This is a genomic window from Streptomyces griseoviridis (assembly GCF_005222485.1).
Taxonomy (GTDB): Bacteria; Actinomycetota; Actinomycetes; order Streptomycetales; family Streptomycetaceae; genus Streptomyces; species Streptomyces hintoniae.
This window is the reverse complement of record NZ_CP029078.1, coordinates 4,213,325-4,236,606: the sequence shown is the minus strand read 5'-3', so window position 1 is coordinate 4,236,606 and position 23,282 is coordinate 4,213,325. Positions and strand designations below refer to the sequence as shown.

The window sequence follows — 23,282 nt, the reverse complement described above, 5'->3', positions numbered from 1 at the left end:
CTGATCGATCCGTCGTGCGTACGCAGGCGATTGCCGATCGCCGTCTCGACCGACGCACTTACGAATCGAGAGGCACGTTCCATGCGTTTTCCGCGGTTCCCGCGCAGACGGTCACTACTTTTCGCGTTCTTACTGATAGTCGTCGCCGCCACCGCCGCGGCCTCCTCGTTCCGCTCCTCGGGTTCCGATGACGGGGTGCTCGCGGGCGCCGACGGCGAGCACACCATCACGTTGCAGAACAAGACGGACAGCAAGGTCTGGGTCGGCAGCACGGTCAACGCCGACGGCTCGAACCAGATCACCGGGCTGCCGGTGCTCGATCCCGGGCAGTCGGCCACCCTGACCATTCCCGAGCGGTCCGGCGCCGGGCACTGGCGGGGCACGTTCTTCGCGCGCCAGGGTTGCTCGGGCGACGAGGGAAGCACCTTCCACTGCGCGGTGGGGGACTGCGGTCCCTACGCCGACCACTGCTCCACCGGCGAACAGCCCACGAGCCTCGCCGAGTTCAACTTCGACCCGTCGGACTCGCTGGCACCCTGGTACGACGTCAGCTACGTCAACGCCGTCTCGGTGCCCGTCACCATCACCCCCAACGACGTCGCGCCGCCCGAGGAGGGCGAGTGCGCCGTCTCGGGCTGCGCCACCGACCTGCTGTCGGCCTGCCCGGCCGACAACCTCACCAAGGACCCGGCCACCGGCAAGGCGCTGGTCTGTGTCAACCCGAACCGGGACGCCAAGACCCCCTACAGCGACGCCGTCACCGGCAAGTGCCCCAAGGCGTACGCCTGGTCGAAGCAGGACACCGAGCCCGGCAACCACACCGTGTACCAGTGCACCAAGTGCACCGGCATGACGGTGACGTTCGAGGGCAACGGCAACGCCCCGGCGCCCCAGCCGGTCGTCGAGCCCGCGCCCGAGCAGAGCCGCCCCGAGGCCGGCGCCCCGGTGGCGCCCACCGCCCGCAAGGGCGTCAGCCTCAACCCGGTCGACGGCGCCGCCCAGGCGCTCGCCGACTCCGGCGCCGGCTGGTACTACAACTGGGCGTCCTCCAGCGGCGCCGTCGCCAAGCCCGAGGGCGTCGAGTACGTCCCGATGCTCTGGGGCCCGGGGTCCGTCACCGACGCCGAACTGGGCGCCGCCAGCAAGGAGGGCACCGAACTCCTCGGCTTCAACGAGCCCGACTCGGGCTCCCAGTCCAACATGAGCCCCGAGCAGGCGCTCGACCTGTGGCCGCAGTTGGAGAAGACCGGGCTGCGCCTCGGTGCTCCGGCCGTCGCCTCGGGCGCGGACGTCGAGGGCGGCTGGCTCGACCGTTTCATGAAGGGAGCCTCGGACCGCGGGCTGCGCGTCGACTTCATCCCGCTGCACTGGTACGGCGGTGACTTCGGTCCCGGCGCCACCGATCAGCTGCGCGGCTACATCCAGGCCGTGTGGGACCGCTACCACAAGCCGGTCTGGCTGACGGAGTACGCCCTCATCGACTTCTCCCAGCCCACCCCCCGCTACCCCAGCGAGCAGGAGCAGACCGACTTCATCAAGGCGTCCACGCACATGCTCAACAGCCTTGACTTCGTCGAGCGTTACGCCTGGTTCGCGCTGAACAAGCAGACCAGCCCGACCGGCCTCTACGACGGTGCGACCGCCAACAACAGCGGCCGCGCCTACCACGACGCCAACTGACCGACCCTCGCGGGAGGTTCACGCCCGCCGCCACGCCGCCCCGGTGCACGTCCGACCGGGGCGGCGTTCGCGTCCGCGCCGGGCCCCGCCCGCTCAGTACCCGTCGGCGCCGTGCTCGGCGAGCCGCCGCACCAGCTTCTCGAAGGCGCCGTCCTCGGTGAACTCGGGACGCCCCGCGTCGTGCCGGATCAGCCGGGTGAGGACCCCTCCGTGCCACCAGTACACGTCGGGGCTGACCGGGTCCTTGGCCGCCGCGAAGTCGGCCTGGGCGAACGCCGACAGCGCGTTGAGGGTGCCGACCAGGCTGCTGTCGCGCGGCGACTCGACGACCCGGAAGGCCAGAGCGCGCCGGTGCGGCAGTGCCACGAGCGCGCCGTCCGGCCCGGGTTCCGCCCCGGTGACGTCGCTGACCAGGCCGTCCAGGGCCAGCACCCTGCTGGACGTGAAGGACGACGCGCAGCGCACCACGTCGAAGCGGATGCTGCCCGCGCCCCGCCACACCGTGTGGTTCTCCACCGGCAGCGCCCGCAGGTTGGCGAGCGCCCGCTCGCGCAGCCCGTCGAGGTCGCCCAGCGATGCCAGCCGGTCGTCGGTGAGGGTCATCACGCCCTCGTCCAGGTCGAGCGCGAGCACCTCGCACAGGCCGGGCGCGACGTCCCTGACGTGCCGGTGGCGGGCGGAGCGCGGCCCGACGAGGTCCCGGGCGACGACGAGGGGGTGGAGGCGGGCGCGGAGCTGGTTCGGCGCCAGCGTCTCCAGCGGGGACGGCCCGTCGACGGTCCGCAGCAGCGCGGTGACGCGCTCGCGGATCAGCCGGGGCCACCGTTTCGTCCCGCCCGGGTCGTGATGGCACAGGGACGCGAGGTGGGTGAGGCCGAAGTGGCGTCCGGCGCTGTCGCCCGCCACCTTGGAGCGGAGGGTGACCTCGAGCCCCTGCTCGGCGAAGGCCGCCCGGACCTGCGCCCGGAACAGCGCGCCCTCGGCGACGGAGAAGAAGGCGTACTCGGGGTCGCGCGGGGTGTCCCGCCGGTCACGACGTGGCGCGCGCTGGAAGTTCCACATGTCAGAGCCCTTCCGGTCGGGCCGGTCCGCCCGCGACGTTCTCTCGCACGGGTCCGGACGGCTGCCGGCCAACGGTGGTCGTCTCGACCTGTCGTTGCGACCCCAACGGACACCGGCCGCGAAGGGTTCACCCGGGGTGCGGGCGGGGCCCCCGTCCGGGGGAACAGGGGGCGGCGGACGGGGGAACAGCGGGCGGCGGGAGGGGGGAACAGCGGGCGGCGGGAGGGGGGAACAGCGGGCGGCGGGAGGGGGGAAAGGGGAGGGGCCGGAGGCGGGTGATCCCGCCTCCGGCCCCTCCCCCTCTCCTCTTCCCGGGCAGACAGTGGGCCCTCTCCCCGGGCCCCGCCGGGTTAGCCCGTGGCGCCCTTGTCCAGGGTGACCGCTCCCCTGGCCCATCTGCTGCCGCTGTCCTCGACCGCGGGCGGGTGGATCAGGGCCCACGCCTGGGTCGCGCGGGCGGTGATGGCCGCCGTCTCCGCCTTGGCCGCCGCCGAGATGATGTCGGCGCCCGGCTCCTTGTACCAGGGGCGCAGCCGGATCAGCGCGGGCCGCACACCGGTGGCGAGCAGCAGCGCGGTGCCCTTGGGCAGGGCGCGGATCCGGTCAGGGGGCAGCACCTGGTCTTGGCGGTAGGAGTAGGACCGCGAGGTGCCCTCCTTGCCCTTGGAGACGGACGGGGTACGCACGTCGTGCTGGCCGACGAGCTTGGAGACCTTCTCCACGAAGTCCGCGTCGTCGAGGCCCGCGCCGAGGAGTTTGACGGTGGCCGCGCTCCACAGCGCGTCCATGCCCGCCTCGCCCCACACCCGGCTGCCCTGCCGGTAACTCTGGAGCAGGGTCACGACGTTGATGCCGCGGGAGCCGAAGTGGCTGTAGAGGTCCGGGAGATCGGAGATCCGGCAGACGTTGGCGGCCTCGTCGAGGACCGCGGTCATCGGCGGGTCGAGCCGGCCGCCCATGCGTTCGGCGGCGACGACGCCCGCGCGCATCGTCGCGTCGGCGAGGCCCGCGATGACACCGGCCGCCGAGCCACCGCCGTCCTTCGACAGCAGGTACAGGGTGTCCTTGCCGAGGACGTGCTCGTGCGGCTTGAACTCGGGGAGCGCCGGGTCGGGCGTCACCCAGGCCACGATCTCCGGGTCGAGCAGACAGGCCACGCACTGCCTGGCCGTCTCGTAGATGCCGTCGCGGGTCTCCACGGCGCCGCGCACGGTGCCCTGCAACTGCTCGGCCATGGCGACCATGTTGACGTCGCGCAGCAGGTCGACCGGGGTGCGGTCGGCCGGGTCGGCGAGCCAGGCCAGCAGGTCGAGGACGGACGCCTGGCCGCGGGCGGCGGCCAGGAACAGCGCGGTCAGGGTGTTCTGGGCGGCGGAGATCCAGAAGTCCTTCTTCGACTGGTCGTCGTTGACGGACGCCACGAAGTGCCCGGCGAGCCTGCGGGCGCCCTCGATGGTGTGGCAGTCGGCGAGCAGGTTCCACCACATCTCGCGGGGCGCGTGCGCGATGCCCTGCGGGTCGAACGTCCACACCCGGCCGGCCTCGGCCCGCGCGGCCCGGGTGACGGAGTACACGTCCGACTTGTTGGAGGTGAGCAGCACCGCGCCCTGGGCGCGCAGCACCCGGGGCACGGCGATGCCGGTGGACTTGCCGGCCCGGGGCGCCATCAGGTCAAGCTCCACGTCCTCGTAGGAGGAGCGCAGTTCGGGGCCGCTCGGGTCGAGGTCGCCGAGGAGGTTGCCGGTCTCGTCCGGGTGGAGCTGGGTGCGGCCGGCCAGCGACGGGCGCAGTTCCCGGGCGCGGGCGGTGATGCCCTCCGGGCACATGCTCGCCAACTCCCGCTTCCCGGCGAGGCCCTTGGGCCGGGACGTGAAGCGCAGCACGGCCCGCGCGGCGAGGACGCCCGCCGCCACGACCGCGCCGAACAGCACGCCGACGCCGGTGAGGACGGCGGCGGGTGACGCGCCCGGCCACAGCGGCTCGGGGCCTTCGCCGAGGAGGGTGCCGAAGGTGGCGAGGCTGAACGGCGGCGGCTGCCAGCCGCCGCCGCTCACGGCGGCGCCCAGGGTGCCGCCGAGCCAGACGCCCCCGAAGACCAGGAGCGCGACCGCCGCCACCGCCACGATGGCCCAGGGCGCCAACTCACCGCCCTGCATGCCGCGTTTGGCCGATGTCGAACTCACGCGTTCCACCCCCCGTTCGGATTCACCTCGGTGAGCCGGCGCATGTGCTCGGCCGCGTGCTCGGCGGCCCGGTCGTTGGGCACCCAGCGCTTGTTGGTGTCGTGCAGGTGCCGTTCGGTGTCGGTGATCGCGACCTGGATCGGGATGCCGGGGCGGCCACCGACCTTGATCAGGAAGCGGCCGCGGCCCGGCGGTTCCTCGCGGTCGCCGTGGGCGGCCCAGCCGGGCGGCGACGACCAGGACGAGACCAGCGCGATCTCCCGGCGGGTCAGGCCGACGATCCGGCCCAGCTCCTCCATCTCCTGGCGTGGCAGCCCCGCGACGACGACCATGCCGGCGCGTTCGACGAAGCCGCGCGCCTTGGCCCGGTCGGAGTCGGTGCCGAGCGCCTCGGCGTCCTTCAGGGTGTGGGTGATCTTGGCGTCGCCCAGGCCGAGGGTGCGGTTGAGGCGGGTCAGGGCGTCGATGCGGTCGACGATGCCGCTGGCCGCGCGCAGCGGGCGCCACAGCTCGTCCAGGACGGTGAAGAACCAGCGCCTGGGGGTGAGCCCGGCGTCCGCGAGGGCGTGCGAGGCGGCGACCGTGCCCAGCCCGTCGGACCAGGCGGCGAGCATCGCCGCCGCGGTGAGCTGGGTGTCCGCCTCACCGATCCGGGAGATGTCGATGCAGACGGCGGTGGCGTTGAGGTCGATGCGGGTGGACGTCTCGGAGGCGAACGTGTCGCCCAGCGGGCCGTCCAGGATGCCGAGCAGCGAGCGGTGCAGCGGGTCGACGGCGTCCCGGTAGCGGGTGTCGTCGCCGCGGTCCAGGGTCACCGCGCGGACCCGGTCGGGGCCCTCGGTGAGGACCCGCAGCAGGTCGGGCAGGAGCGGCGCCGTGCCGGGCGGGGTGCGCTCGCGCAGATGGTGCAGGGCGGCCGAGAGCACGGACTGCTCGTGGTCGTCCATGGGCCGGTTGCGCACGATGGTGATGAGCGCGGCGACGACGTTGAGGACCCGGCCGTGCGCCTCGGCCGCGAGCAGGCGTCCCGCCTCGCCGCCGATCCGCACGGCCGCCGCCCCCATGGCGCCCGGGTCGAGGATGTTGATGCCGCCCGCGCCGCGCCCGATGGAGATGATCTGGCCGCCCAGCGCGCGCACGGTGTCCGCGTAGTCCGGCTTGAGGTCGCCGAGGACCAGCGGGACGACGCCGGTGGCGGCCAGGCCGATCAGCATCCGGTTGATCAGCGTGGACTTGCCGAGACCCGGCATGCCGAGCATGAAGAGCGACGGGTTGGAGATGTAGTGGGCGCGGGTGAACCAGGACAGCGGGTCCCCGCACACGGTCGCGCCGGTGAACAGGTGCTGGCCGAGCGGCACGCCCGTCATGGGGGCGCCCGAGCCGGCCGCGAACGGCCAGAGGCCGCACGCCTGGACGGTGGTGGCACGCCACATCGTCGGCGGGTCGAGGTTGCCGATCTGGCCGCCGCCCGGCCCGTGCCAGCCGCGCGCCGGGGGCAGCGGCTCCTTGGGCTCCCGGTCGGGCCTGTTCTTGTTCGGGGGCTTCTTCTTGGCGCTCTCGCGCACCGGGGGCGGCCCGGTGCCCTCGTCGGGCAGCGGCCCGCCCGGAATCTCCTGGGCCTTGGTCTTGGACCTGTCCTTGGTCTTGGACCTCACAGCGCCTCCTTCAGCTCACGCGGCACGAGGGTGTGCTCCCACGGCAGGATCCCGGCGGGCAGGGTGCAGCTGAACGCCGCCGCCTGCATCCGGTCGGCCGGGCGCATCAGGAGCCGCGCCGAGGCCAGCAGGTTGCGCACCGCGACGCTGGCGTCGGCGAGTTCGGAGTCGCTGTCCACGGTCACGGTGACCATCAGCGAGAACTCGACGAGTCCGGCGCCGGTCGCCTCCTCCACCGCGGTCTGCTCGGCGGCCCGCACCTCGGTCGCGGCCCGCGCCTGCACCATGCCGCGCCGGGACGTCGCCATGAACTGGGCGGCCCGCCGGTCGGCCTCGACGATGCGCGCCGAGGTCGCCGGGTCGATCGGGCGGTACAGCAGCGCCACCCGCTTGCGGCGGGTGCCGGGGGACGCCTCCAGGAGTCCGCGCAGCACGCTGGAGCGGACCGTGCCGCGCGGGGCGAGGGTGAGCATCCAGGTGCGGGAGACACCCGAGTCGTGCTGGTAGGAGTTGACCTTCTCGACGGTGGCGGTGGGTCCCGCGTCCTCCCAGGCGAGGCCGGTGGAGCCGTAGCGGGCGCGGGCCTCCAGGACGTCGCCCGCCACGTCCGGGTCGTACGCCACCCGGACGACCTCGGCGATGCGCTCGGCCGACAGCGCGAAGGCGGGGCCGCCGCCCGCGCTGACCAGCCCCGAGAGGAGTCCGGGCAGCCGGATCGCGAGGTCGGTGATGACGTCCTCGATGCGGCGCTTCTGGCCGGGCGGGGTGCCGTACGTCAGGGAGATGTAGGTGTGCATCTCGGAGGACGCGGCCGGGTAGCGGTCGACGACCTCGCGCATCACGGCCTTGGCGGCCTCGGGCGCGTTGTCCTGGATCCGCGGCAGCACCTCGTTGGCGAGCCGGGAACCGGTGTCGGGGGCGGTCTCGATGATGACGGCGGCGCCGCGCAGGCCGGGTTCGTGGGAGAGCCGGGCCAGCCAGCCGCCCCAGGACGCCACCCAGGTGTCCACCTGGTCCGGGTCGACGAGCGAGCCGCCGTCGGGTTCGCAGGTCAGGACGATGGTGTACAGGTTGCGGCTGCGGTGGTGCAGCACGCCGAACGGCTGGTCGTAGGCGTCCCGGCCCTCGGTGACGGTGACCCGGCTGAGCAGGCCGGGCGGCCGGAACCGGCCGCCCGGCCGCTGCGAGAGCGGGCCCGAGACATAGGTGGTCGAGCCCTTGGCCTTGCGCTGGAACCAGCCGACGCGCAGGGCCATCAGCTGGTAGATGTTGCGCCCGTCCTGGGTGCGGATGGCCAGCGGCAGCAGGAACATGGCGAGCGGGATCAGCACCGTGATCGCGGCGATCAGCGAGATCAGCGAGACCAGCAGCGTGATGACGAGCCCGCCGAACACCGTGACGGTGCCGAGGAGACCGAGCGATCCAAGGCCCGGACGCCTGGGCCTGCGCCAGTTCCCGTAGGTGGGTTCGACGAGGGCGGCGGCTTCGGTAGCCATGGGGGTACCTGTTTCCCTTTCCGTTGAGGGGACCGCCGCCCGGCCCGCGGGGGGCGGGGCGGCGGGAGATCGGGTGGTCGGGGCGGGACCGGTGCGGCCGTCCCGACCGGAGGGCGAGGGTGGCCGGGGCCCGGGGGCCCCGGCCGGTCAGCACCCGCGGGTCAGTGGTGGTGTTCGCCCTCGCGGTTGGCGCCCTCCACCCCGCTCTTGGCGACGTTGGCCGCGCCCTTGGCGACCTCCTTGGCGATGTGGCCCGCGGCGAGCACACCGGCCGCGGCGCCCGCCGCGGCCATGCCGCCGCCGGCCGCGGCACCTCCGCCGCCGCCCCCGCCGGCTCCGCCGCCCTGCGAGCCGCCGCCCCCGGAGGACGAGCCGCCCTGGCCGCCGCCCTGCCCCGACGAGCCGCCGCGGCCGCCGTCGCCGGAACTGCCGGAGCTGCCCGAACTGCCCGAGCTGCCCGACGAACTGCTGCCGTCCGAACCGGAGGGACCCATACCGCCGGGCACGCTGCTCGCGGCGGCGCCGCCCGCGGCCTGGCCGACGGACTTCGCGCCGGAGGCGATACCGCCCGCGACGCCCATGGTGGCCGCCCCGACCGAGTCGCCGCCCAGCGCCGCCGTCGCCGGGACGACCAGGCGCAGCAGCGCGGGCAGGGCGATCCCGGACAGCAGCAGCATCGCCATGCCGGCGATCTGGGTGTTGGTCTGGTTGTTCGCCTTGCTGATCATGGTGGCGCCGGTGTACATCACGAGCCCGACGGCCGGCTTGTACAGCAGCCAGGCGAGCATCCAGCCGAGGTGCTTGCGCCACCAGGTGCCGCCCCACTCCGTCATGGACGCGGCGGCGGCCATCGGGAGCGTGCCCATCAGCAGGACCATCACGCCGAGCCGGATCCAGAGCAGGATCATCTGGATGATGGCGGCGATGATCAGCAGGCAGCCCACGATCAGCAGCACGAAGTCCGGCACGCTGCCGCTGCAGTCGATGCCCTTCAGGATCTCATTGAGGCTCTTGCGCAGCAGATAGCTGGAGTAACGCTCCATCAGGACGGCGAACGTGTCGATCACGGTGGTCGCGACGACGCTCACCAGCGCGACCCGGACCAGTCCCTTCATCGCCAGCGTGCCGGACTCGCCGCGCCGGTCGATGGCCATCTTGATGGCGGCGAACAGCAGCGAGCCGATCGACATGTAGACGACGATCCACTGGGTCTCGCGGCTGACGATGTTCGAGGCGTCCACGTCGTCCGACGCGACGCCGGTGAAGGCGGCGTCGAACAGTCCGAGGGCACCGGACATGACGATCTTGGCGACCATCCTGATCATGCTGCCGACGGGGTCGGTGAACATGCCCCAGAAGTCCAGGCCACCGCCGCAGTTCTTCTCGTCGTACGCCAGAATCATCGTGTCACGCTTCCCCACATGACGAACCCGTTGGGTTGCGCCTGCGATGCGGCCGAGTAGAGGGATCCGTCGTCTTGCAGGGCGACCTTCCAGTCGCCGTCCCGCCAGCGCAGGCTCACCGAGGTGGACAGGTAGCCGCCGAGCGGATTGGTGAGGAGCAGCCCCACGGTCGCCCGGCCGGCCGCGTACGACTCCACGGAGAAGCCCGCGAACCGGCCGGCGGAGCTGGTGTCCGGGTCCGTCGTGGGGGCCGCCGCCTTGCGCGTGACGAACTTGTCGCGGGCCGCGCCTGGCACGACCTGCTGCTCGGTGACGGTGCGCCAGTCGGCGCCGCTCGTCCCCACCGGCACGGTGTGGGCCGCGAGCACCGCGCCCAGCGGGGTGTGCGCGTAGCACCACCACATCGCCGGGTCGAGGTTGAGCGGGCCCGCCTTCGGGGACACGGGCAGCATGACGGTCCCGAGCTGCCGCCACCGGACGTCCCGCGGTGCGACGGTCGGCACCGCGGTGTCCTGGTCATCGGTACGGCAGTTCACGGGCCGGCCGCCTGGCCCGGTGCGGACGTGCTGCGGATCCCCCGGGGACAGGGGTCCGCGCACGCCCGCGAGGGTCCGGGCGCTGTCGGCCGCGACCTCTTTGCTGCCGTCCTTCGACACGGTCGCCACCAGCGCCATGACCACGAGGAAGGCCATGAACAGGGCGGACTGCACCCACCTGCTCTGCTTGTAGAAGGGCCCGGTCTCCTGTGGCCGTCTGCGCCGTGTGCCGAACATGCCGGTCGTCTCCTCTCCGGTCGGTCAGTTACCGAAGACGAAGGCGATGGTGGGACCGGCGGTGGCCACCAGGACGCAGCCGCCCAGCACCATGCCGAGCCGGCTGAGGTGCTCGGAGCCCTCACCGCGCTTCATGGAGATGGCCATCATGCAGCCGGTGATGATGACACCGGCGACGCCGGCGGCGGTGCCCGCCCAACCGGCGATGCCGAGCACCTTGTTGACGGCGCCGGTCAGCTCCGGGGGCGCGTCGCGGCCCGGCTGCGGAACGGTTCCGTCGGCCAGGAAGTGGTAGAGAGCGGCCTTCATGGGTATCTCCTATGTCAGGGCGGCGCCGCGCCGTGTTCGGCCCGGGTCCGGCTGGGGGTTCGCGCGGGGTGCGCGGAGGTGTGGGGACAGAGAGGTCTGCGGGGACTGCTGTCGTGCGGGGGAGCTGCTGTACTGCGGGCGCCGCGCGTGGCGCGCGCGGGGTTGGGGACGCGACGGCCTGCGGCCGGGCGTGCGGGGAGTGGTCCTGTCCGCTCAGCCCACGCCCAGCACGTATCCGACGACGGGGCCGGCCGAGATGCCGATGACGCAGGCGCCGAGCACGAAGGCGAGACCGCGGAAGTAGGTGGCGCCCTCGCCCGGTTCGCCCCGGCGCAGCTGGAGGGCCAGCTGGGTGCCCACGATGATCACGCCCGCGACGGCGGCCGCCGACACGCACCAGGCGAGCAGCGCGATCAGCCAGTCACCGCCGTTGCCCGCGTAGTCGAAGTCCCCTTCGGGCGCGAAGTCCGAGGGGTTGATCGGCGCGGGCGGGCCATCGGCCCACAGACTCATCGTTTCTTCCCTTCGACCAGGTCGGAGAGGGCGCGGACCGCGCGCGGCGGGCCCGACACCTTCTTGCCGACACGCCAGGCGGGCACCCACGGCAGCCGGTGGACGCGGGTCGCGGAACGCAGCACCCGCACCCGCCGGCCGAGGGTGATCGGCAGCCGCCCGGGGGCGTCGGCCACCAGGACCAGGGCCACCAGGTCGATGCCCGGCGGGTGGTCCTCCTTGCGCAGCGCGTCCAGCGCCCGTGACGCCGCCCGCATGCCGGCGGCGTGGGTGCGGGCCACCAGCAGCACCCGGCCGGGTTCGCCCCTGGCCGGGTCGGGCCAGCGGCGCCCCAGGTCGGTGCCGCCGAACTCGCGCGCCAGCGTGCTCGCGCCGGCGCCGCCGTGCGCGTTGACCCAGGAGACGTGCTGCCCCTGGTCGCCCTGGTGCGCCCACTCCACCGGCTCGGCGGGCAGGGACCAGTCGCCGGGCGCGGCGGTGGTCGCGGGCGCGGGCTGCGCGGCCTGCGGGACGTACGGTCCTGGCGCGGCCTGCGGGGCGTACCCGGCGGGCGCCGCGTAAGCGGCGGGCGCGGCCTGCGCAACGGGCGCCGCCTGCACGGCCGTTGGCGCCTGGACGGCGGGCGCGGGCTGCGCGAACGGTGCCTGGGTCTGGTGCGTGACCGGCGCGGCGTACCCGGTCGGCGCACCCTGCGCGGGCGCGGCAGGCGCGGGCGCGACAGGCGGCGCCTGCGCGACCTGCGGCGCCTGCGCGAACGGCGCCGCCTGGACGGTCGGTGCCGCCTGGACGGCAGGCGTCGGCTGCGCGACCGTGTCGGCGGCCGGCGCGGTCGGTGCCGGCGCGGGTGCCTGCCCGGCCGTCGGCCCGCGGACCCACATCTGGCGATCGCCCGACGCCGGTGGCGGAACGCCCATGTGCGTTCACCTCTTCCCTCGTGCTCCCTCGTTCACGTCGACGGACCCCGGATGGAACTGGATTGAACTGATCAGCCGCCGTGTCCGTTGCGGCCATCGAGTTCGCGGAGATCCGTCGGGCAGCCACTACGGGAAATCGGCTGGCCCGGTTCAAGGGAGGGGAGGAGAGACGTGCCTGGAGGGTCCGGCGGGGATTCACAGGGCTCCGGCATGGAGATGAACGCCACCACCGTGGCGATCGCCGCGGGCGGCACCGGGCTGCTGGGCTGCATGGGGCTGGTGCTCACCGTGATCGTCATCCTCGGGGTGATCGTCCAGTGCGCGATCGGCGTGCTGCTCTGGCCCCTCGTGCTGATCTGCCACATCTTCGGCTGCGGCGGCGGAGGCGGGGGCGGCGGGGGCGCCTCCTACGACCAGCAGCAGGTCCAGTCGGCCTACCAGAGCGACGGCAAGGGGGCGTTGGCCGACGGCAGCGTGCCCGCTGACCTGCTGGAGGCCATCAAGGCGGCCGGCCGGGAGTGCACGCAGATCGGGCCCGTCGTCATCGCGTCGCAGATCCAGGCGGAGTCCCGGTGGGACAAGGGCCTGGTCGGTCCCGACGGCCGGGAGGGCATCTCCCAGATGCCGAAGGACAAGTTCGAGGAGTTCGGCAAGGACGACGACGACAACGGCAAGACGTCCGCCCTCGACGCCGAGGACTCGATCAGGGCGCAGGGCAGGTACCTGTGCTCGCTGGAGGGCGAGGTGAACAAGCTCCTCGCCGACGGCTCCGTGGTGGGCGGCTCCCTCGACCTGACCCTGACCGCGTACGACGTCGGCCTCGACGCGGTCAAGGCGGCCAAGGGCGTGCCGAAGACCGCACGGTCGCAGGGGTACATCGCCGGCATCAGGAGCCAGTTCGCCCTGTACGGCGGCGCGATCAAGCCACCGGACGGCGAGCCCTACCCGACCGACTCGGCCTACCCCAGCTTCTCGGCATCCCCACCAGCCGAGTGACCGGCTCAGCGAGGAGACCCACGTGTTCAGCAAGCGCAACCGGCGGCGCGAGTCCGCGCCGGACACCGCCGCCGTGCGCGGCACCTTCGAGGTACTGATCCGTCCCGACGGCAGCGCCCTCATCGACGGCGAGGACCTCCTCGTCCCGGCGGGCGAGCCGGTCCATGTGGCGGTGCTCGACGCGTTGCAGCGCCACGCGCAGACGCGCGGCGAGCCGGTCGAGGCACGCATCCTGGACGCCACGGACGGCAGCACGACGTATCTGTCGGTGGCGCCCGACGGCTCAAGCGAGGTCCTGCCCGGCCCGACGACGCCCACGGCACCGCCCGCGACGCCGGTCCAGGCACCGGTCGCGCCGACGGGCGCGGGCCCTGCCCCGTCCGGAGCGGTTCCGGGACCGGGCGCTGGACCTGGACCGGGCGCTGTACCGGGACAGGGGCACGGGCACGGGCCTGTGCCCGGACCTGGGTACGACCTCGGCCCTGTACCCGGACCTGGGCCTGGGCCTGTGCCTGGCCCCGGCCTGGAGGCGTACCCGGCCGCCCCGCTGCAAGCGGCGGCCCCGGCTCCGGTTCCGCCGCCTGTCCCGGCTCCTGCCCCGGTCCCGGCTCCCGCCCCCGCCCCGGTTCCGACTCCCGCCCCAACTCTCGCTCCCGCGCCGGTTCCTGATCCCGTCCCGGCTGCGGCTCCCACCCCGGTGCCGGCTCCCGCCCCGGCCCCGGCCCCGACTCCCGCTCCCGCCCCAACTCTCGCCCCCGCGCCGGTTCCTGATCCCGTCCCCGCCGCAGCTCCCGTCGCCCCCGCTCCCGTCCCGTCCGCTCCGCCCGCTTCCTCCGGGCCCTCCTCCGCCGTGCCCGTTGAGCTGGCCGAGTTGGTCGGGCTGATCGGGCGGGCGCTCGACGCCGGGTCGTTCGAGCGGGCCGCCGCGCTCGCGTTCCGGTTGCGGGAGCACACCGTCCGGGCGTTCGGGGTCGAGCATCCGAACACGTTGGAGGCGCTCTCGCTGGAGGCGTTCGTCGCGCACCGCAGCGAGAACCATCGGGTGGCCACCACAACATGCCTGGAATTGGCCCGAATTCGGTTCCTGCGCTCCGATCCGCGGGCCCGCGAGGAGCTGACCAGGGCGGTGGCCGCGTGGCGGCTCGTCGATGACGTTCCGTTTGCGGTCGAACACGGTCAGGCGCTGCTCGGGCTCTGGACCGCGCTGGTCGAACGGCATGGACCGGCCCCGGAGGACGCCGAATTGATGCGTCGCGTCAATCGACGTATACACGGCCTCGCCAACGCTCCTGGTGGCCATGTGACGGGTGTTGCCTGAGGGAACGGCCCAGGCCAGCGGGACCGGACGGGAACAAGGGCGCCGCGGAGACCCGCCGCGCCCTACCGACGCGTACGCCTGTTCGAAATGGGCCGCGTCAAGCACGCCGTCCACCGTCTGTCAACACGACATGCAACGCCCCTCGCCACACTCCCGCACATCGGGGCCGCAGTACCCGGCCCCGAGACCTGACCGCCGTGGCGGTCACGGACGAGGGAGTACGAAGTTGAGCTGGACCGTGATGGGTTCCGCGGGAGCGACAGGCTCTCGGGAACGCGCGATGCGCACTCTGTACGAGGAACATGTGGGAGGTCTGTACAGCTATGTCCTGCGGCTCCTCGGAGGCGACCGGCACCGTGCCGAGGACGTCGTCCAGGAGGCGCTGCTGCGCTGCTGGCGCACCCAGGAACTGGACGACGGGCAGTCGTTGCGGCCGTGGCTGTTCCGGGTGGCCCGCAATCTCGTCGTCGACGAGTACCGGCTGCGGATGGCACGTCCGCAGGAGGTCGACGGCACCCTGTGGCTCGACGAGTTGCTCGCGGCGTCGGACGACGTCGACCTGGTGCTCTCGTCGATGATCCTGAAGGACGCCTTCAAGGCGCTGTCCACGAAGCACCGCGAGGTGCTGTACGAGACGTACTACACCGGCCGGTCGACCCGTGAGGCCGCGCTGGTGCTCGGTGTGCCGCCGGGCACCGTCAAGTCCCGGCTGCACCACGCGGTGCGTGCGCTGCGGCTCGCCCTGGGGGTCGTGGAGACGCCCACCGCCGCGCCGGTCGACGCGCGCTCGCAACTGTGGGACCGCCCGGCCGCCTGACGCGGTGACGGGAAACAGCGCGTGACAACGGGGGACAGCGCATGGCAACGGGGGACAACGGGGGCGACAGAGGATGACGGGGGATCAGCCGCCGGTGCGGCTGTCCCGCGCCGGCCGGTCCCACGAGAACGCGGGACGGACCGCGGGCGCCTGGGACGACGGCGCCCGCGGTGCCGGCGGCTGCGGGGACTGCGGCATCTCGGGCTGCGGCACCTCGGGTTGTGGCGCCTCGGGTTGTGGTGCCGGCGCCTGCTGAACGGCGGGCCGCGCCACGGGAGTTGGGTCCGCGGGGGTCCGCGGCTCGGGTGCCGCGTCCAGCCACGCGGGCGGGACGACGGCGGCGACCTGAGCGGCTTCCAGCCACGCGGGCGTGCCGTCGTCCACGGACGGCAGGGGCTGTACCGGCCTCGGCCCGCCCGGTTCGGTGGGCGCGGGTTCCGTCGCCGTCGGTGTGACGTCGACGGGGGAGGCGGCCGGCCACGCCGGGGTCTCCGAGCCCGCGGGCAGCGGCGGTTCGCCGACGGGGGCGCTCTCCACGGGCCCAGGACCGGCCGCCGCTTCGGCGGTCGTCAGCCACGCGGGCGGTGTGTCACCGACGGCCCGCGCCGCCTCCACCCACGCGGCGTCGGCGGGATCGGCCCCGGCCCACCCCGCGTCCGCCGTCGCGTCCGGCGTCGCCGCCACCGCGCTCGCCGTCTCCGGCCGATCGGCCTCAGCGGGGCCCGAGGTGTCGGCCGACGAGGTGTCCGCAGGCGAGGACTCCGGGCCCGGGGCCTGTGCCCACCCCGTGCTCGCCTGGTCAGGACCGACCGGGCCGACCGGGCCCGCGCCCGCCCACTCCTGGGCCGTCCCGTCCCCCGCGCCCGCCACCCGCGGAGCCGCGTCCACCGCCGGCTCCCGTGTCGCCCCCGTTGCCCCCGTCGCCGCCGTCGCCCCCGCCTTCTGGGACTCCAGCAGCGACTGGTGGGTGAGGACCTCCGTCAGGGCCGTGCCGTTCTCGCCCGGGATCTGGTTGCGCATGCGGACCATGCTCATCCCCGTGGCCAGGGCCGTGTCGACGTCCGTGATCTGGAGCCAGAGGGCCACCGCGCGGGACGCCGCCGACTCGGCGTCGGCGTGGGCGCCCCGGTAGTGCCAGCGTTCGGCGACGTCCCGGAACAGGCGTACCCCGCCCGCCGTGTCGCCGAGGAGGGCGCTGATCCGGGCCAGGACCTCGCGGATGCGCAGCGCGTCGGGGTGCGAGACGCCCAGGGTGTCGGCGGCGCGCCGGTCGAGGCGGGCGGCGAGTTCCGCGGCCACCTCGATGCGGCCCGCTTCGAGGTGCTCGGCGACCAGGGCGAGACCGTCGGCGAAGGCGGGCTCCGCCTCGGCCGGGGGCGCGGTGGCCGCCGGGGGCGCCTGGGGCGCCGTCCGCGCGGCGCGGGACGACGACTTACCGGCGCGTTTGCGGGACGGCGCCGCCGACCGTCCCGCGGGGAGTTCGCCCACCGAGCCGTCGGGCGCCACCACCAGGTGCCACACCGTGCCGTCCGCCTCCGTCGCCTTCGCGCGGACCGGGCGGCCCAGGCGGGCGGACGCCTCCACGACCGCGCCGATCGCGGCGTGCCGGTGCGGGTGGGTCGCGGAGGGCACCAGGGGTCCGGCCGCCTCGACCTTGCCGTCGGCGTGCACGGTCAGCTCGTAGGCCGGCCACGCGGGGACGTCGGCGGGGTCGTACGTCGGGTGCGTCACGGTCTCCTCCGGAGGGTGTGCGGGCGGTTCCTTGCGGCGTCGCTACTGGAGCTGGACGCCGGCCACCTGCCACGCCTTTCCGGGCCCCGAGCGGGTGAGACGGACGTACGCGGCGATCGTGGTGGCCTCGCCCCGCCAATTGTCCCGCCCGCGCGGGGTGGTGGTGACGATCCACTGCCGCCACGCCTCGTCGCCGCTGTCCGCGGGGCGCGCCGCGTCGTCGGCCGCCGTCAGCCCGACGGTGGTGTACGCGCGGTGCCCCTTCCACTCCCGCCACTGGGCGCCGCCCACCGAATCGGCGCGCCGGGACCGCAGTTGGTCCGCGTACCCGGTGGTCAGCCAGCCCGCGTCGGCGGCCCGCAGGCCCGCCGCCGAGGGGCCGTCGTCGACGGCCGTGTCGAACGTCCACAGCACCTTGAGCGCGCCCGCCCCGACCGCGTCGGGGTCGGTGCGCCGCACGTCGGCCGCGCGCGGCACGCCGCCCTTCGGGGTGCCGGCCGGGCTCGCGGGCGGCGCGGACACCTCGACCGGGTCGGAAGGCGTCGGGTAGGGGCCGGTGCCGGAGGCCGCGGGGCGCGGGGACGCCGAGCGCTCCGTGCCCGCGGCGCGGGCGTCGTCGCCGTCGCCGGGTCGTGCGCAGCCGCCGACCGCGAGGGCGAGGGCGAGGGTGAGCGCGGAGGCCGCCGCGGTGCGCCGGGCGAGGGGGTGGATCATCCGAACCGCCTTATTCTCTGGGGCTTGCCGGCGTAGTAGGGGTCGTCGAGTTCGCTGATCTTGACGACGTCGCCGGTCTTGGGCGCGTGGATGAACTGCCCGCCGCCGATGTAGATGCCGATGTGGTCGAAGCTGCCGTGCAGGGCGAACCCGATCACGTCGCCCGGCCTGATCTCCTCGCGGGTCACCGACGTGCCCGCCAGGACCTGGAGTTGGGAGACCCGGGGGGCCAGCACCTTGCCGCCGCTGCCCCGGTAGAGCGCGTACTGGACGAGGCTCGAGCAGTCGAAGCCGACCGTGCCGCCGCCCTGCGCGAAGCCGAGCGAGGGTCCTTCGGGGCCGCCGCCGCCCCACGCGTACGGGGTGCCGAGCCACTTGCGGGCCGCGGCCACCACCCGGTCGCCGAACGCGCCGCCGCTCTCGCCCGGCCGCTCCTCGTCGGCGCCGGTGTAGCGGGCCATCGCCGAGATGATCCGTACGACGTACGCCTGGGTCTCCGGGTACGGCGGCACCCCGCCGTACTGTTCGACGGCGCCGGGTCCCGCGTTGTAGGCGGCCAGCATCAGCCGGGTGACGTCACCGCGGCCCGCCGTGTCCTTGACCTTGCCGGCCAGCCAGCAGTCGTAGCGCGCCTGGGTCATGATGGCGTCGCCCGGTGTGAACGGGTCGGCCACGCCGTCGGGTCGGTCGCTGCCGTCCTTGCCTGCGGCGTCCACGCCCCAGGTCGCCCAGGTGCCCGGGATGAACTGGCTGAGGCCCTGGGCCTGCGCGGGGCTGACCGCGTCCGGGTTCCAGCCCGACTCCGCCTCGATCTGCGCGGCCACCAGCGGCGCACCGACCTCGGGGCAGAGCTGCCCGGCCCGTTCGATCCACGGGGCGAACCCGGACGGGATCTTCCCCGCGTCCAGGGTCGTGGCGAACCCCCGGTCGCCGGTGTCCTGCTCCTGGCCCACGGCTCCCAGCACGGAGAGCCCGATCAGGCCGCCGACGAGTCCGAACACGGACAGCCCCGTGACCAGAACCGTCGAGCGCGCCTGCGCGGTGTGGCCGACCATCCCTGACCCCCTCATGGGCGCACGGAAACGCGCAGCCCAAACCGCCTTATATGGTGCACTTCTGAAAAATCATTACTTATTGTGTCTTGTCAACTCATGTGTATTATGGGCGCGTTGAGTCGGACTCGAAGGAGGCGCCATGGCGGGGGATGCGGTTCTCAATCCCTGGTTGCCGCAGTCGCGACCCTCCGGGGGCACCAACGGGAAACCGGGCCGATCGGTTCAGGACCACACGGCCGAACTGACCGGGCCCTCGGCCCCGCAGGGCCCCGGAGTGCCGCCGCCCGAGCACGGACTGCCGGTCGCGCCACCCCACCCCGGCCTCGGACAGGCCTGGTGGTGGCTCGGTGCGCACGGCGGGGCGGGCGTCAGCACCCTGGAGCGGGCCGTGCCCGGCGGCCTCGACGCGGGCCGTGCCTGGCCGGTCTCGGCCCGGCCGCAGCGCGTCGTCCTGGTCGCCAGGTCGAGCGCCAACGGCATCAGGGCCGCCCAACTGGCCGCGCAGCAGTGGGCGTCGGGCGCGGTCGCCGGGGTCGAACTGCTCGGCCTCGTCGTCGTCGCGGACGCCCCGGGCCGCCGGCCCGCCGTCCTGCGCGACAAGGTGCGGCTCGTCTCCGGCGCCGTCCCCAGGCTGTGGGAGATCCCGTGGGTCGAGCAGTGGCGGCTCGGCGAGCCGCCCCTGGCCCATCTGCCCAAGGAGTGCGCCCCGTTGGCGCGCGACCTCACCCGACTCACCCGACCCGTATAGGAGCACCCGTTGTCCAGCCTGCTGGCGGCCGCCGCGGACGCCTCACCCCACCTCGCCTCGCTGGCCCGGCACACCGTGCTGGCGGCCGGGCAGCCCTCCGGCGTCCCGGACGTCGGCGCGGGCGTGGCACCCCCCGGCGCCGACGGCCTGCTGACGGTGTTGCGGTGGGTGGCCTGGTCGGTCACCGCGCTCTGCGTCGCCGGCATCTTCGGCGTCGCCGCCCGGATGGCGGTCGACCACTCCAAGGGTGGCGGCCGCGAGCACGTCAGGGGGCTCGGCTTCGTCCTCGGCGCCTGTCTGCTCGTCGGCTCCGCGTCCGGGATCGTCAGCGCGCTCATATAGCGGCCCCGGCGCCATCCCGGCAGCCGAGAAGGAAGAGGGACCATGGCAGAGCCCGCGGACGCCGCGGCGGCCGACGAGCCGCGCAGCCCGTGGCTGCGGACCGGATTCGTGACGGCCGCCGCGTTCGTCGGCTTCGTCGCCGTCGTCGGAGGGGCCGTCGTCGCCACCTCGGGCGGCTCCGACGAGGCCGCCGCCGCCCCGCCCGCCACCAGCAGCGCACCACCGCCCGGCGCCACCGGCGCGCACGCCTCGGACGGCACCTGCCCCACGCTGGCCGACACCCGCCAGGGCGTGCCCACCGCCGAGCCCGCCGGGGTGACCTGGGCGCTGTACGACGGTGTCGCGCTGCCCGCGTCGAAGGCGGCCGGCCCCGCCGACACCGGCAAGGACCTGGCGCGCTGCTACGCGCGCACCCCGCTCGGCGCGCTCCTCGCGTCCAGCCAGATCAGCGTGCGCTACCTGGCCGCCGACGACTGGAAGTCCGTCACCCGCGCCCAGACCGTCGGCGCCGGACGCGACTCCTACCTCGCCGACCGGGCCGCCGCCGAGAAGACCGCGGCCCCCGACGGGGACCGGCCCGCGCACGGGCAGATCGCCGGGTTCCGGTTCGTCACCTACCACGACACCACCGCCGTCATCGAGACCGTGTGGCGCTTCCCCGCGGGGCAGTTGCAGGCCGCCACCACCACGATGCTCTGGCGCGCGGGCGACTGGCGCCTCGAGTACCCGGCCGACCCGGCCGCGCCCACCCCGGTCGACTCGCTCGCCGGATACGTCTCCTGGGGAGGAGTGTGATGGCGGGCTGTGACTTCGGCTGGGTGGCCCCCACCGTCGGCGGCTACTGCGTCGGCGACGGCTCGGGCACCGCGCCCAAGGACCTCGGCGGCAGCGGCTTCGACGACATCGCGGACGACGCCGCGCGCGCCGCCGCCACCGTCGTCAAGGCCCTCGGCAGCGCCTGGATGAACCTGGGCACCCCCGACCTCGGCGCCCAGAGCGGGCCGGTCGCGCTGCTGCGCGGCTCCACCCTCTGGTTCACCTCGTTCACCGCCGTGCTCTGTCTGCTGATCGCGGCCGGGCACCTCGCCTGGCAGCGCCGCAGCGAACCCGCCAGGCAGGCCCTCCAGGGGCTGCTGAACCTGGTGGTGGTCTCCGCTGCGGGCGTCGCCACCGTCAACCTGCTGGCGGTCGCGGGCGACCGGTTCAGCGTCTGGATCATCGACCGCTCCACCGGCTGCCGGCAGATCAGCTCCGCGGGCGAACCGGTCGCCGAGTGCGTCGCGGAGTTCGACAAGCGGACCTCGGCGATGCTCGCGCTGGGCGGCACGGACTCCTCGTTCCTCGTCCTGATCATGGCGCTGCTCGTGATCGTCGCGAGCATCGCGCAGATCGCCCTCATGATCATGCGGATGGCGATGCTGGTCATCCTCAGCGGCACCCTGCCGCTGTCGGCGGCGGCCAGCAGCACCCCCACGGGACGGATCTGGTTCCGTCGCTCCGTCGGCTGGCTGCTCGCGTTCGTGCTGTACAAACCGGCCGCCGCCGTCGTCTACGCCGCCGCCTTCTCGATGGCCGGGCAGCACCAGGACAACCAGGTCGTCTCCATGGTCTCCGGTGTCGTCCTGATCGTGCTGGCCTGTTTCACCCTGCCCGCGCTGCTGCGGTTCGCCGCGCCCGTCGTGCAGGCGGCGGTCTCCGGCTCGGGCCGCGGCGCGCGCGGCGCCGCCGCCGCTGCGTCCGCCGGTGCCGCGTCCGCCGCCTCCGGCGCGCTCGCCGTCCCGCACCTGCGCGGCCTGGCCGCCGGGCGGTCGGTGTCGGGCGCCGCCGTCGGCGCCGAGTCGGCGGGCGCGCGGTTCGCGCCGGGCGCCGGCCACGGCCGGACCGCGCGGGGCGCCGAGACGGCCCCCGCGGCACGCGACGCGCCGCCGGCCGGCGGGCGCACCGCCGAGGAGTCCGCGCCGCCCGCCCCCGAGGCCGCCGCGGACGAGCGGGGCCACACCCACCCGGGGGACGGACCGGCGGCCCCCGTGCCGGTGCCCGCCCGGCCGCACACCGACCAGCAGGAGGAGTCCCGTGGCCGTCACTGAAGCCACCCCCCGCACCTACGGCAACTTCCGCAAGCCCCGCACCTCCGGTCTGCGCGGTCTCTCCCTCGGCGCCACGATGCTGCTGTTCGCGGGACTGATCGCCGTCGTCCTGACCACCCTCGTCTCCGCCTACGCGGCCCTCGCCCTCGGTCTCGTCCTGGTGGTGGCCACCGCCCCGCTCGCGGTCCGCGACCGGCACGGCCGCACGCTGATGCAGCGCGGCGCGGTCAGGCTCGCCTGGTGGCGCAGCACCTCGGCGGGCGGCCACCTCTACCGCTCGGGCCCCACCGGCCGCACCGGGTTCGGCAGTTGCCGGCTGCCGGGTCTCGCCGCCGAGTCCGTCCTGACGGAGGCGCAGGACGGCTACAGCCGCCCCTTCGCGATGATCACCATCCCGTCGACCGGCCACCACGCCGTCGTCATCTCCTGCGACGCCGACGGCGCCGCCCTCGTCGACGAGCAGCAGGTCGACACCTGGGTCGCGCACTGGGGCCAGTGGCTCTCCGCGCTCGGCGCCGAACCCGGCCTGGTCGCGGCCAGCGTCAGCGTGGAGAGCGCCCCCGACTCCGGGGTCAGGCTCCAGCAGGAGATCGCCGCCAACACCGCGGCGGGCGCCCCCGACCTCGCCACCGAGATGCTCCGCGAGGTCCTGGCCGCCTACCCGGCGGGCTCCGCGCAGATCGCCACCCGCATCACCCTCACCTACTCGGGCGCGGCCCGCCCCGGCTCGCCCCGGCGCAGCGTCGAGGACATGGCCCTGCACATCGGCACCCGGCTGCCGGGACTCACCGCGGGCCTGTCGATGACCGGCGCGGGCACCGCCGTCCCGATGACCGCGACCGAACTCGCCGAGGCGGTGCGCGTCGCCTACGACCCGACCGTCTCGACGCTCGTCGAGGAGGCGCGGGCGGCCGGCGGCACCGGGCTCACCTGGGACCAGGCGGGACCGATGGCCGCCCAGGAGTCCTGGGACCACTACCGGCACGACGGCGCCTACAGCGTCACCTGGGCGATGACCGAGGCACCGCAGGGCGAGGTGTTCTCCAACGTCCTCACCAGCCTCGTGCAGCCCAACCGCGACATCGCCCGCAAGCGCATCACCCTGCTCTACCGCCCGCACAGCCGCGCCGAGGGCGCCCGGGTCGTCCAGCAGGACTACAAGAACGCCCTGTTCAACGCCCAGCAGTCACAGATCGGGCAGGCCCGCGACGACGCCGAGGTGAGCGCCGCCCGCCGCACCACCGAGGAGCAGGCCCAGGGCCACGGCGTGATCCGCTTCGGCATGCTCATCACCGCGACCGTCGGCTCGGCCGCCGACCTCCCGAAGGCCGCCGCCGCCGTCGACAACCTGGCGCCCGCCGCCCGGATCGCGGTCCGCCCGGTCTACGGCTCGCAGGCGGCGGCGTTCGCGGCGGCCCTGCCGCTCGGCCTGGTGCTGCCGCTGCACACGGCGCTCCCGCAGACGGTCCGTGACGTGATGTGAGCC

Annotated in this window: 21 protein-coding genes; 9 read left to right on the top strand and 12 right to left on the bottom strand. The window is 74.3% G+C overall.

What is annotated here, in order from left to right; all coding sequences use genetic code 11:
* Positions 1 to 81 precede the first annotated feature (81 nt).
* Positions 82 to 1,680 (top strand): glycosyl hydrolase, encoded by a 1,599-nt coding sequence (locus DDJ31_RS17870; RefSeq protein WP_127179282.1) that lies wholly within the window; start codon positions 82 to 84, stop codon positions 1,678 to 1,680.
* 93 nt (positions 1,681 to 1,773) lie between these two features.
* Here the strand turns inward: DDJ31_RS17870 and DDJ31_RS17865 are convergent, their stop codons facing one another.
* The 9 genes from DDJ31_RS17865 to DDJ31_RS39870 all read right to left on the bottom strand — a co-directional run bounded on the left by DDJ31_RS17865 (position 1,774) and on the right by DDJ31_RS39870 (position 11,988).
* Complete coding sequence (locus DDJ31_RS17865; RefSeq protein WP_127179283.1) at positions 1,774 to 2,742, bottom strand: hypothetical protein; 969 nt, start codon at positions 2,740 to 2,742, stop codon at positions 1,774 to 1,776.
* Positions 2,743 to 3,092: 350 nt separating this feature from the next.
* Positions 3,093 to 4,898 (bottom strand): type IV secretory system conjugative DNA transfer family protein, encoded by a 1,806-nt coding sequence (locus tag DDJ31_RS17860; protein ID WP_171480994.1) that lies wholly within the window; start codon positions 4,896 to 4,898, stop codon positions 3,093 to 3,095.
* A gap of 23 nt (positions 4,899 to 4,921) precedes the next feature.
* A complete protein-coding gene (locus DDJ31_RS17855) occupies positions 4,922 to 6,424 on the bottom strand; it encodes an ATP/GTP-binding protein (protein WP_127182734.1) in 1,503 nt (500 codons plus the stop codon).
* Positions 6,425 to 6,576: 152 nt separating this feature from the next.
* Positions 6,577 to 8,076 carry an SCO6880 family protein gene (locus DDJ31_RS17850; protein WP_127179285.1) on the bottom strand — a complete coding sequence of 500 codons (1,500 nt, stop codon included), beginning with the start codon at positions 8,074 to 8,076 and terminating at the stop codon, positions 6,577 to 6,579.
* 161 nt (positions 8,077 to 8,237) lie between these two features.
* The gene (locus DDJ31_RS17845) at positions 8,238 to 9,479 is read right to left on the bottom strand and encodes a hypothetical protein (RefSeq protein WP_127179286.1); all 1,242 of its coding nucleotides are present in this window, start codon (positions 9,477 to 9,479) and stop codon (positions 8,238 to 8,240) included.
* Positions 9,476 to 10,252 carry a hypothetical protein gene (locus DDJ31_RS17840; RefSeq protein WP_127179287.1) on the bottom strand — a complete coding sequence of 259 codons (777 nt, stop codon included), beginning with the start codon at positions 10,250 to 10,252 and terminating at the stop codon, positions 9,476 to 9,478. The genes DDJ31_RS17845 and DDJ31_RS17840 overlap by 4 nt, the downstream gene beginning before the upstream one ends.
* A 24-nt stretch (positions 10,253 to 10,276) precedes the next feature.
* Complete coding sequence (locus DDJ31_RS17835) at positions 10,277 to 10,561, bottom strand: hypothetical protein (RefSeq protein WP_127179288.1); 285 nt, start codon at positions 10,559 to 10,561, stop codon at positions 10,277 to 10,279.
* A gap of 213 nt (positions 10,562 to 10,774) precedes the next feature.
* On the bottom strand, positions 10,775 to 11,074 hold the full coding sequence (locus tag DDJ31_RS17830; RefSeq protein ID WP_240678166.1) for a hypothetical protein: 300 nt from the start codon (positions 11,072 to 11,074) through the stop codon (positions 10,775 to 10,777).
* Positions 11,071 to 11,988 (bottom strand): DUF6668 family protein, encoded by a 918-nt coding sequence (locus DDJ31_RS39870; protein ID WP_127179289.1) that lies wholly within the window; start codon positions 11,986 to 11,988, stop codon positions 11,071 to 11,073. The genes DDJ31_RS17830 and DDJ31_RS39870 overlap by 4 nt, the downstream gene beginning before the upstream one ends.
* A gap of 216 nt (positions 11,989 to 12,204) precedes the next feature.
* Here DDJ31_RS39870 and DDJ31_RS17820 point away from each other — a divergent pair, with 216 nt between their 5' ends.
* From DDJ31_RS17820 to DDJ31_RS17810, 3 genes are all read left to right on the top strand, one after another.
* Positions 12,205 to 12,984 carry a transglycosylase SLT domain-containing protein gene (locus tag DDJ31_RS17820; RefSeq protein ID WP_240678167.1) on the top strand — a complete coding sequence of 260 codons (780 nt, stop codon included), beginning with the start codon at positions 12,205 to 12,207 and terminating at the stop codon, positions 12,982 to 12,984.
* Positions 12,985 to 13,834: 850 nt separating this feature from the next.
* Positions 13,835 to 14,302, top strand: coding sequence for a hypothetical protein (locus tag DDJ31_RS17815; RefSeq protein WP_127179291.1), 468 nt, complete (start codon positions 13,835 to 13,837; stop codon positions 14,300 to 14,302).
* Between the two features lie 280 nt (positions 14,303 to 14,582).
* Entirely contained in the window at positions 14,583 to 15,119 is a 537-nt protein-coding gene (locus DDJ31_RS17810) for a sigma-70 family RNA polymerase sigma factor (protein ID WP_127179292.1), read from the top strand.
* A gap of 84 nt (positions 15,120 to 15,203) precedes the next feature.
* Here the strand turns inward: DDJ31_RS17810 and DDJ31_RS17805 are convergent, their stop codons facing one another.
* Genes DDJ31_RS17805 through DDJ31_RS17795 form a run of 3 tightly spaced genes read right to left on the bottom strand, consistent with a single transcriptional unit; the run spans position 15,204 to position 18,634 of the window.
* The gene (locus tag DDJ31_RS17805) at positions 15,204 to 16,850 is read right to left on the bottom strand and encodes a hypothetical protein (protein WP_127179293.1); all 1,647 of its coding nucleotides are present in this window, start codon (positions 16,848 to 16,850) and stop codon (positions 15,204 to 15,206) included.
* A gap of 42 nt (positions 16,851 to 16,892) precedes the next feature.
* Positions 16,893 to 17,564, bottom strand: a complete 672-nt coding sequence (locus DDJ31_RS17800; RefSeq protein ID WP_127179294.1) for a hypothetical protein — start codon at positions 17,562 to 17,564, stop codon at positions 16,893 to 16,895.
* Complete coding sequence (locus tag DDJ31_RS17795) at positions 17,561 to 18,634, bottom strand: C40 family peptidase (RefSeq protein WP_127179295.1); 1,074 nt, start codon at positions 18,632 to 18,634, stop codon at positions 17,561 to 17,563. The genes DDJ31_RS17800 and DDJ31_RS17795 overlap by 4 nt, the downstream gene beginning before the upstream one ends.
* A 259-nt stretch (positions 18,635 to 18,893) precedes the next feature.
* On the opposite strand from DDJ31_RS17795, the gene DDJ31_RS17790 reads away from it, so the two are divergent.
* The 5 genes from DDJ31_RS17790 to DDJ31_RS17770 are packed head-to-tail and all read left to right on the top strand — an operon-like array spanning position 18,894 to position 23,279.
* Complete coding sequence (locus DDJ31_RS17790; RefSeq protein ID WP_127179296.1) at positions 18,894 to 19,367, top strand: DUF6668 family protein; 474 nt, start codon at positions 18,894 to 18,896, stop codon at positions 19,365 to 19,367.
* Between the two features lie 9 nt (positions 19,368 to 19,376).
* The gene (locus DDJ31_RS17785) at positions 19,377 to 19,709 is read left to right on the top strand and encodes a hypothetical protein (RefSeq protein ID WP_127179297.1); all 333 of its coding nucleotides are present in this window, start codon (positions 19,377 to 19,379) and stop codon (positions 19,707 to 19,709) included.
* A 42-nt stretch (positions 19,710 to 19,751) separates the two neighbouring features.
* Positions 19,752 to 20,504, top strand: a complete 753-nt coding sequence (locus tag DDJ31_RS17780) for a hypothetical protein (protein ID WP_127179298.1) — start codon at positions 19,752 to 19,754, stop codon at positions 20,502 to 20,504.
* Positions 20,504 to 21,796 (top strand): hypothetical protein, encoded by a 1,293-nt coding sequence (locus DDJ31_RS17775; protein ID WP_127179299.1) that lies wholly within the window; start codon positions 20,504 to 20,506, stop codon positions 21,794 to 21,796. The genes DDJ31_RS17780 and DDJ31_RS17775 overlap by 1 nt, the downstream gene beginning before the upstream one ends.
* On the top strand, positions 21,783 to 23,279 hold the full coding sequence (locus DDJ31_RS17770; protein ID WP_127179300.1) for an SCO6880 family protein: 1,497 nt from the start codon (positions 21,783 to 21,785) through the stop codon (positions 23,277 to 23,279). Before DDJ31_RS17775 ends, DDJ31_RS17770 begins: the two co-directional genes overlap by 14 nt.
* Positions 23,280 to 23,282 lie beyond the last annotated feature (3 nt).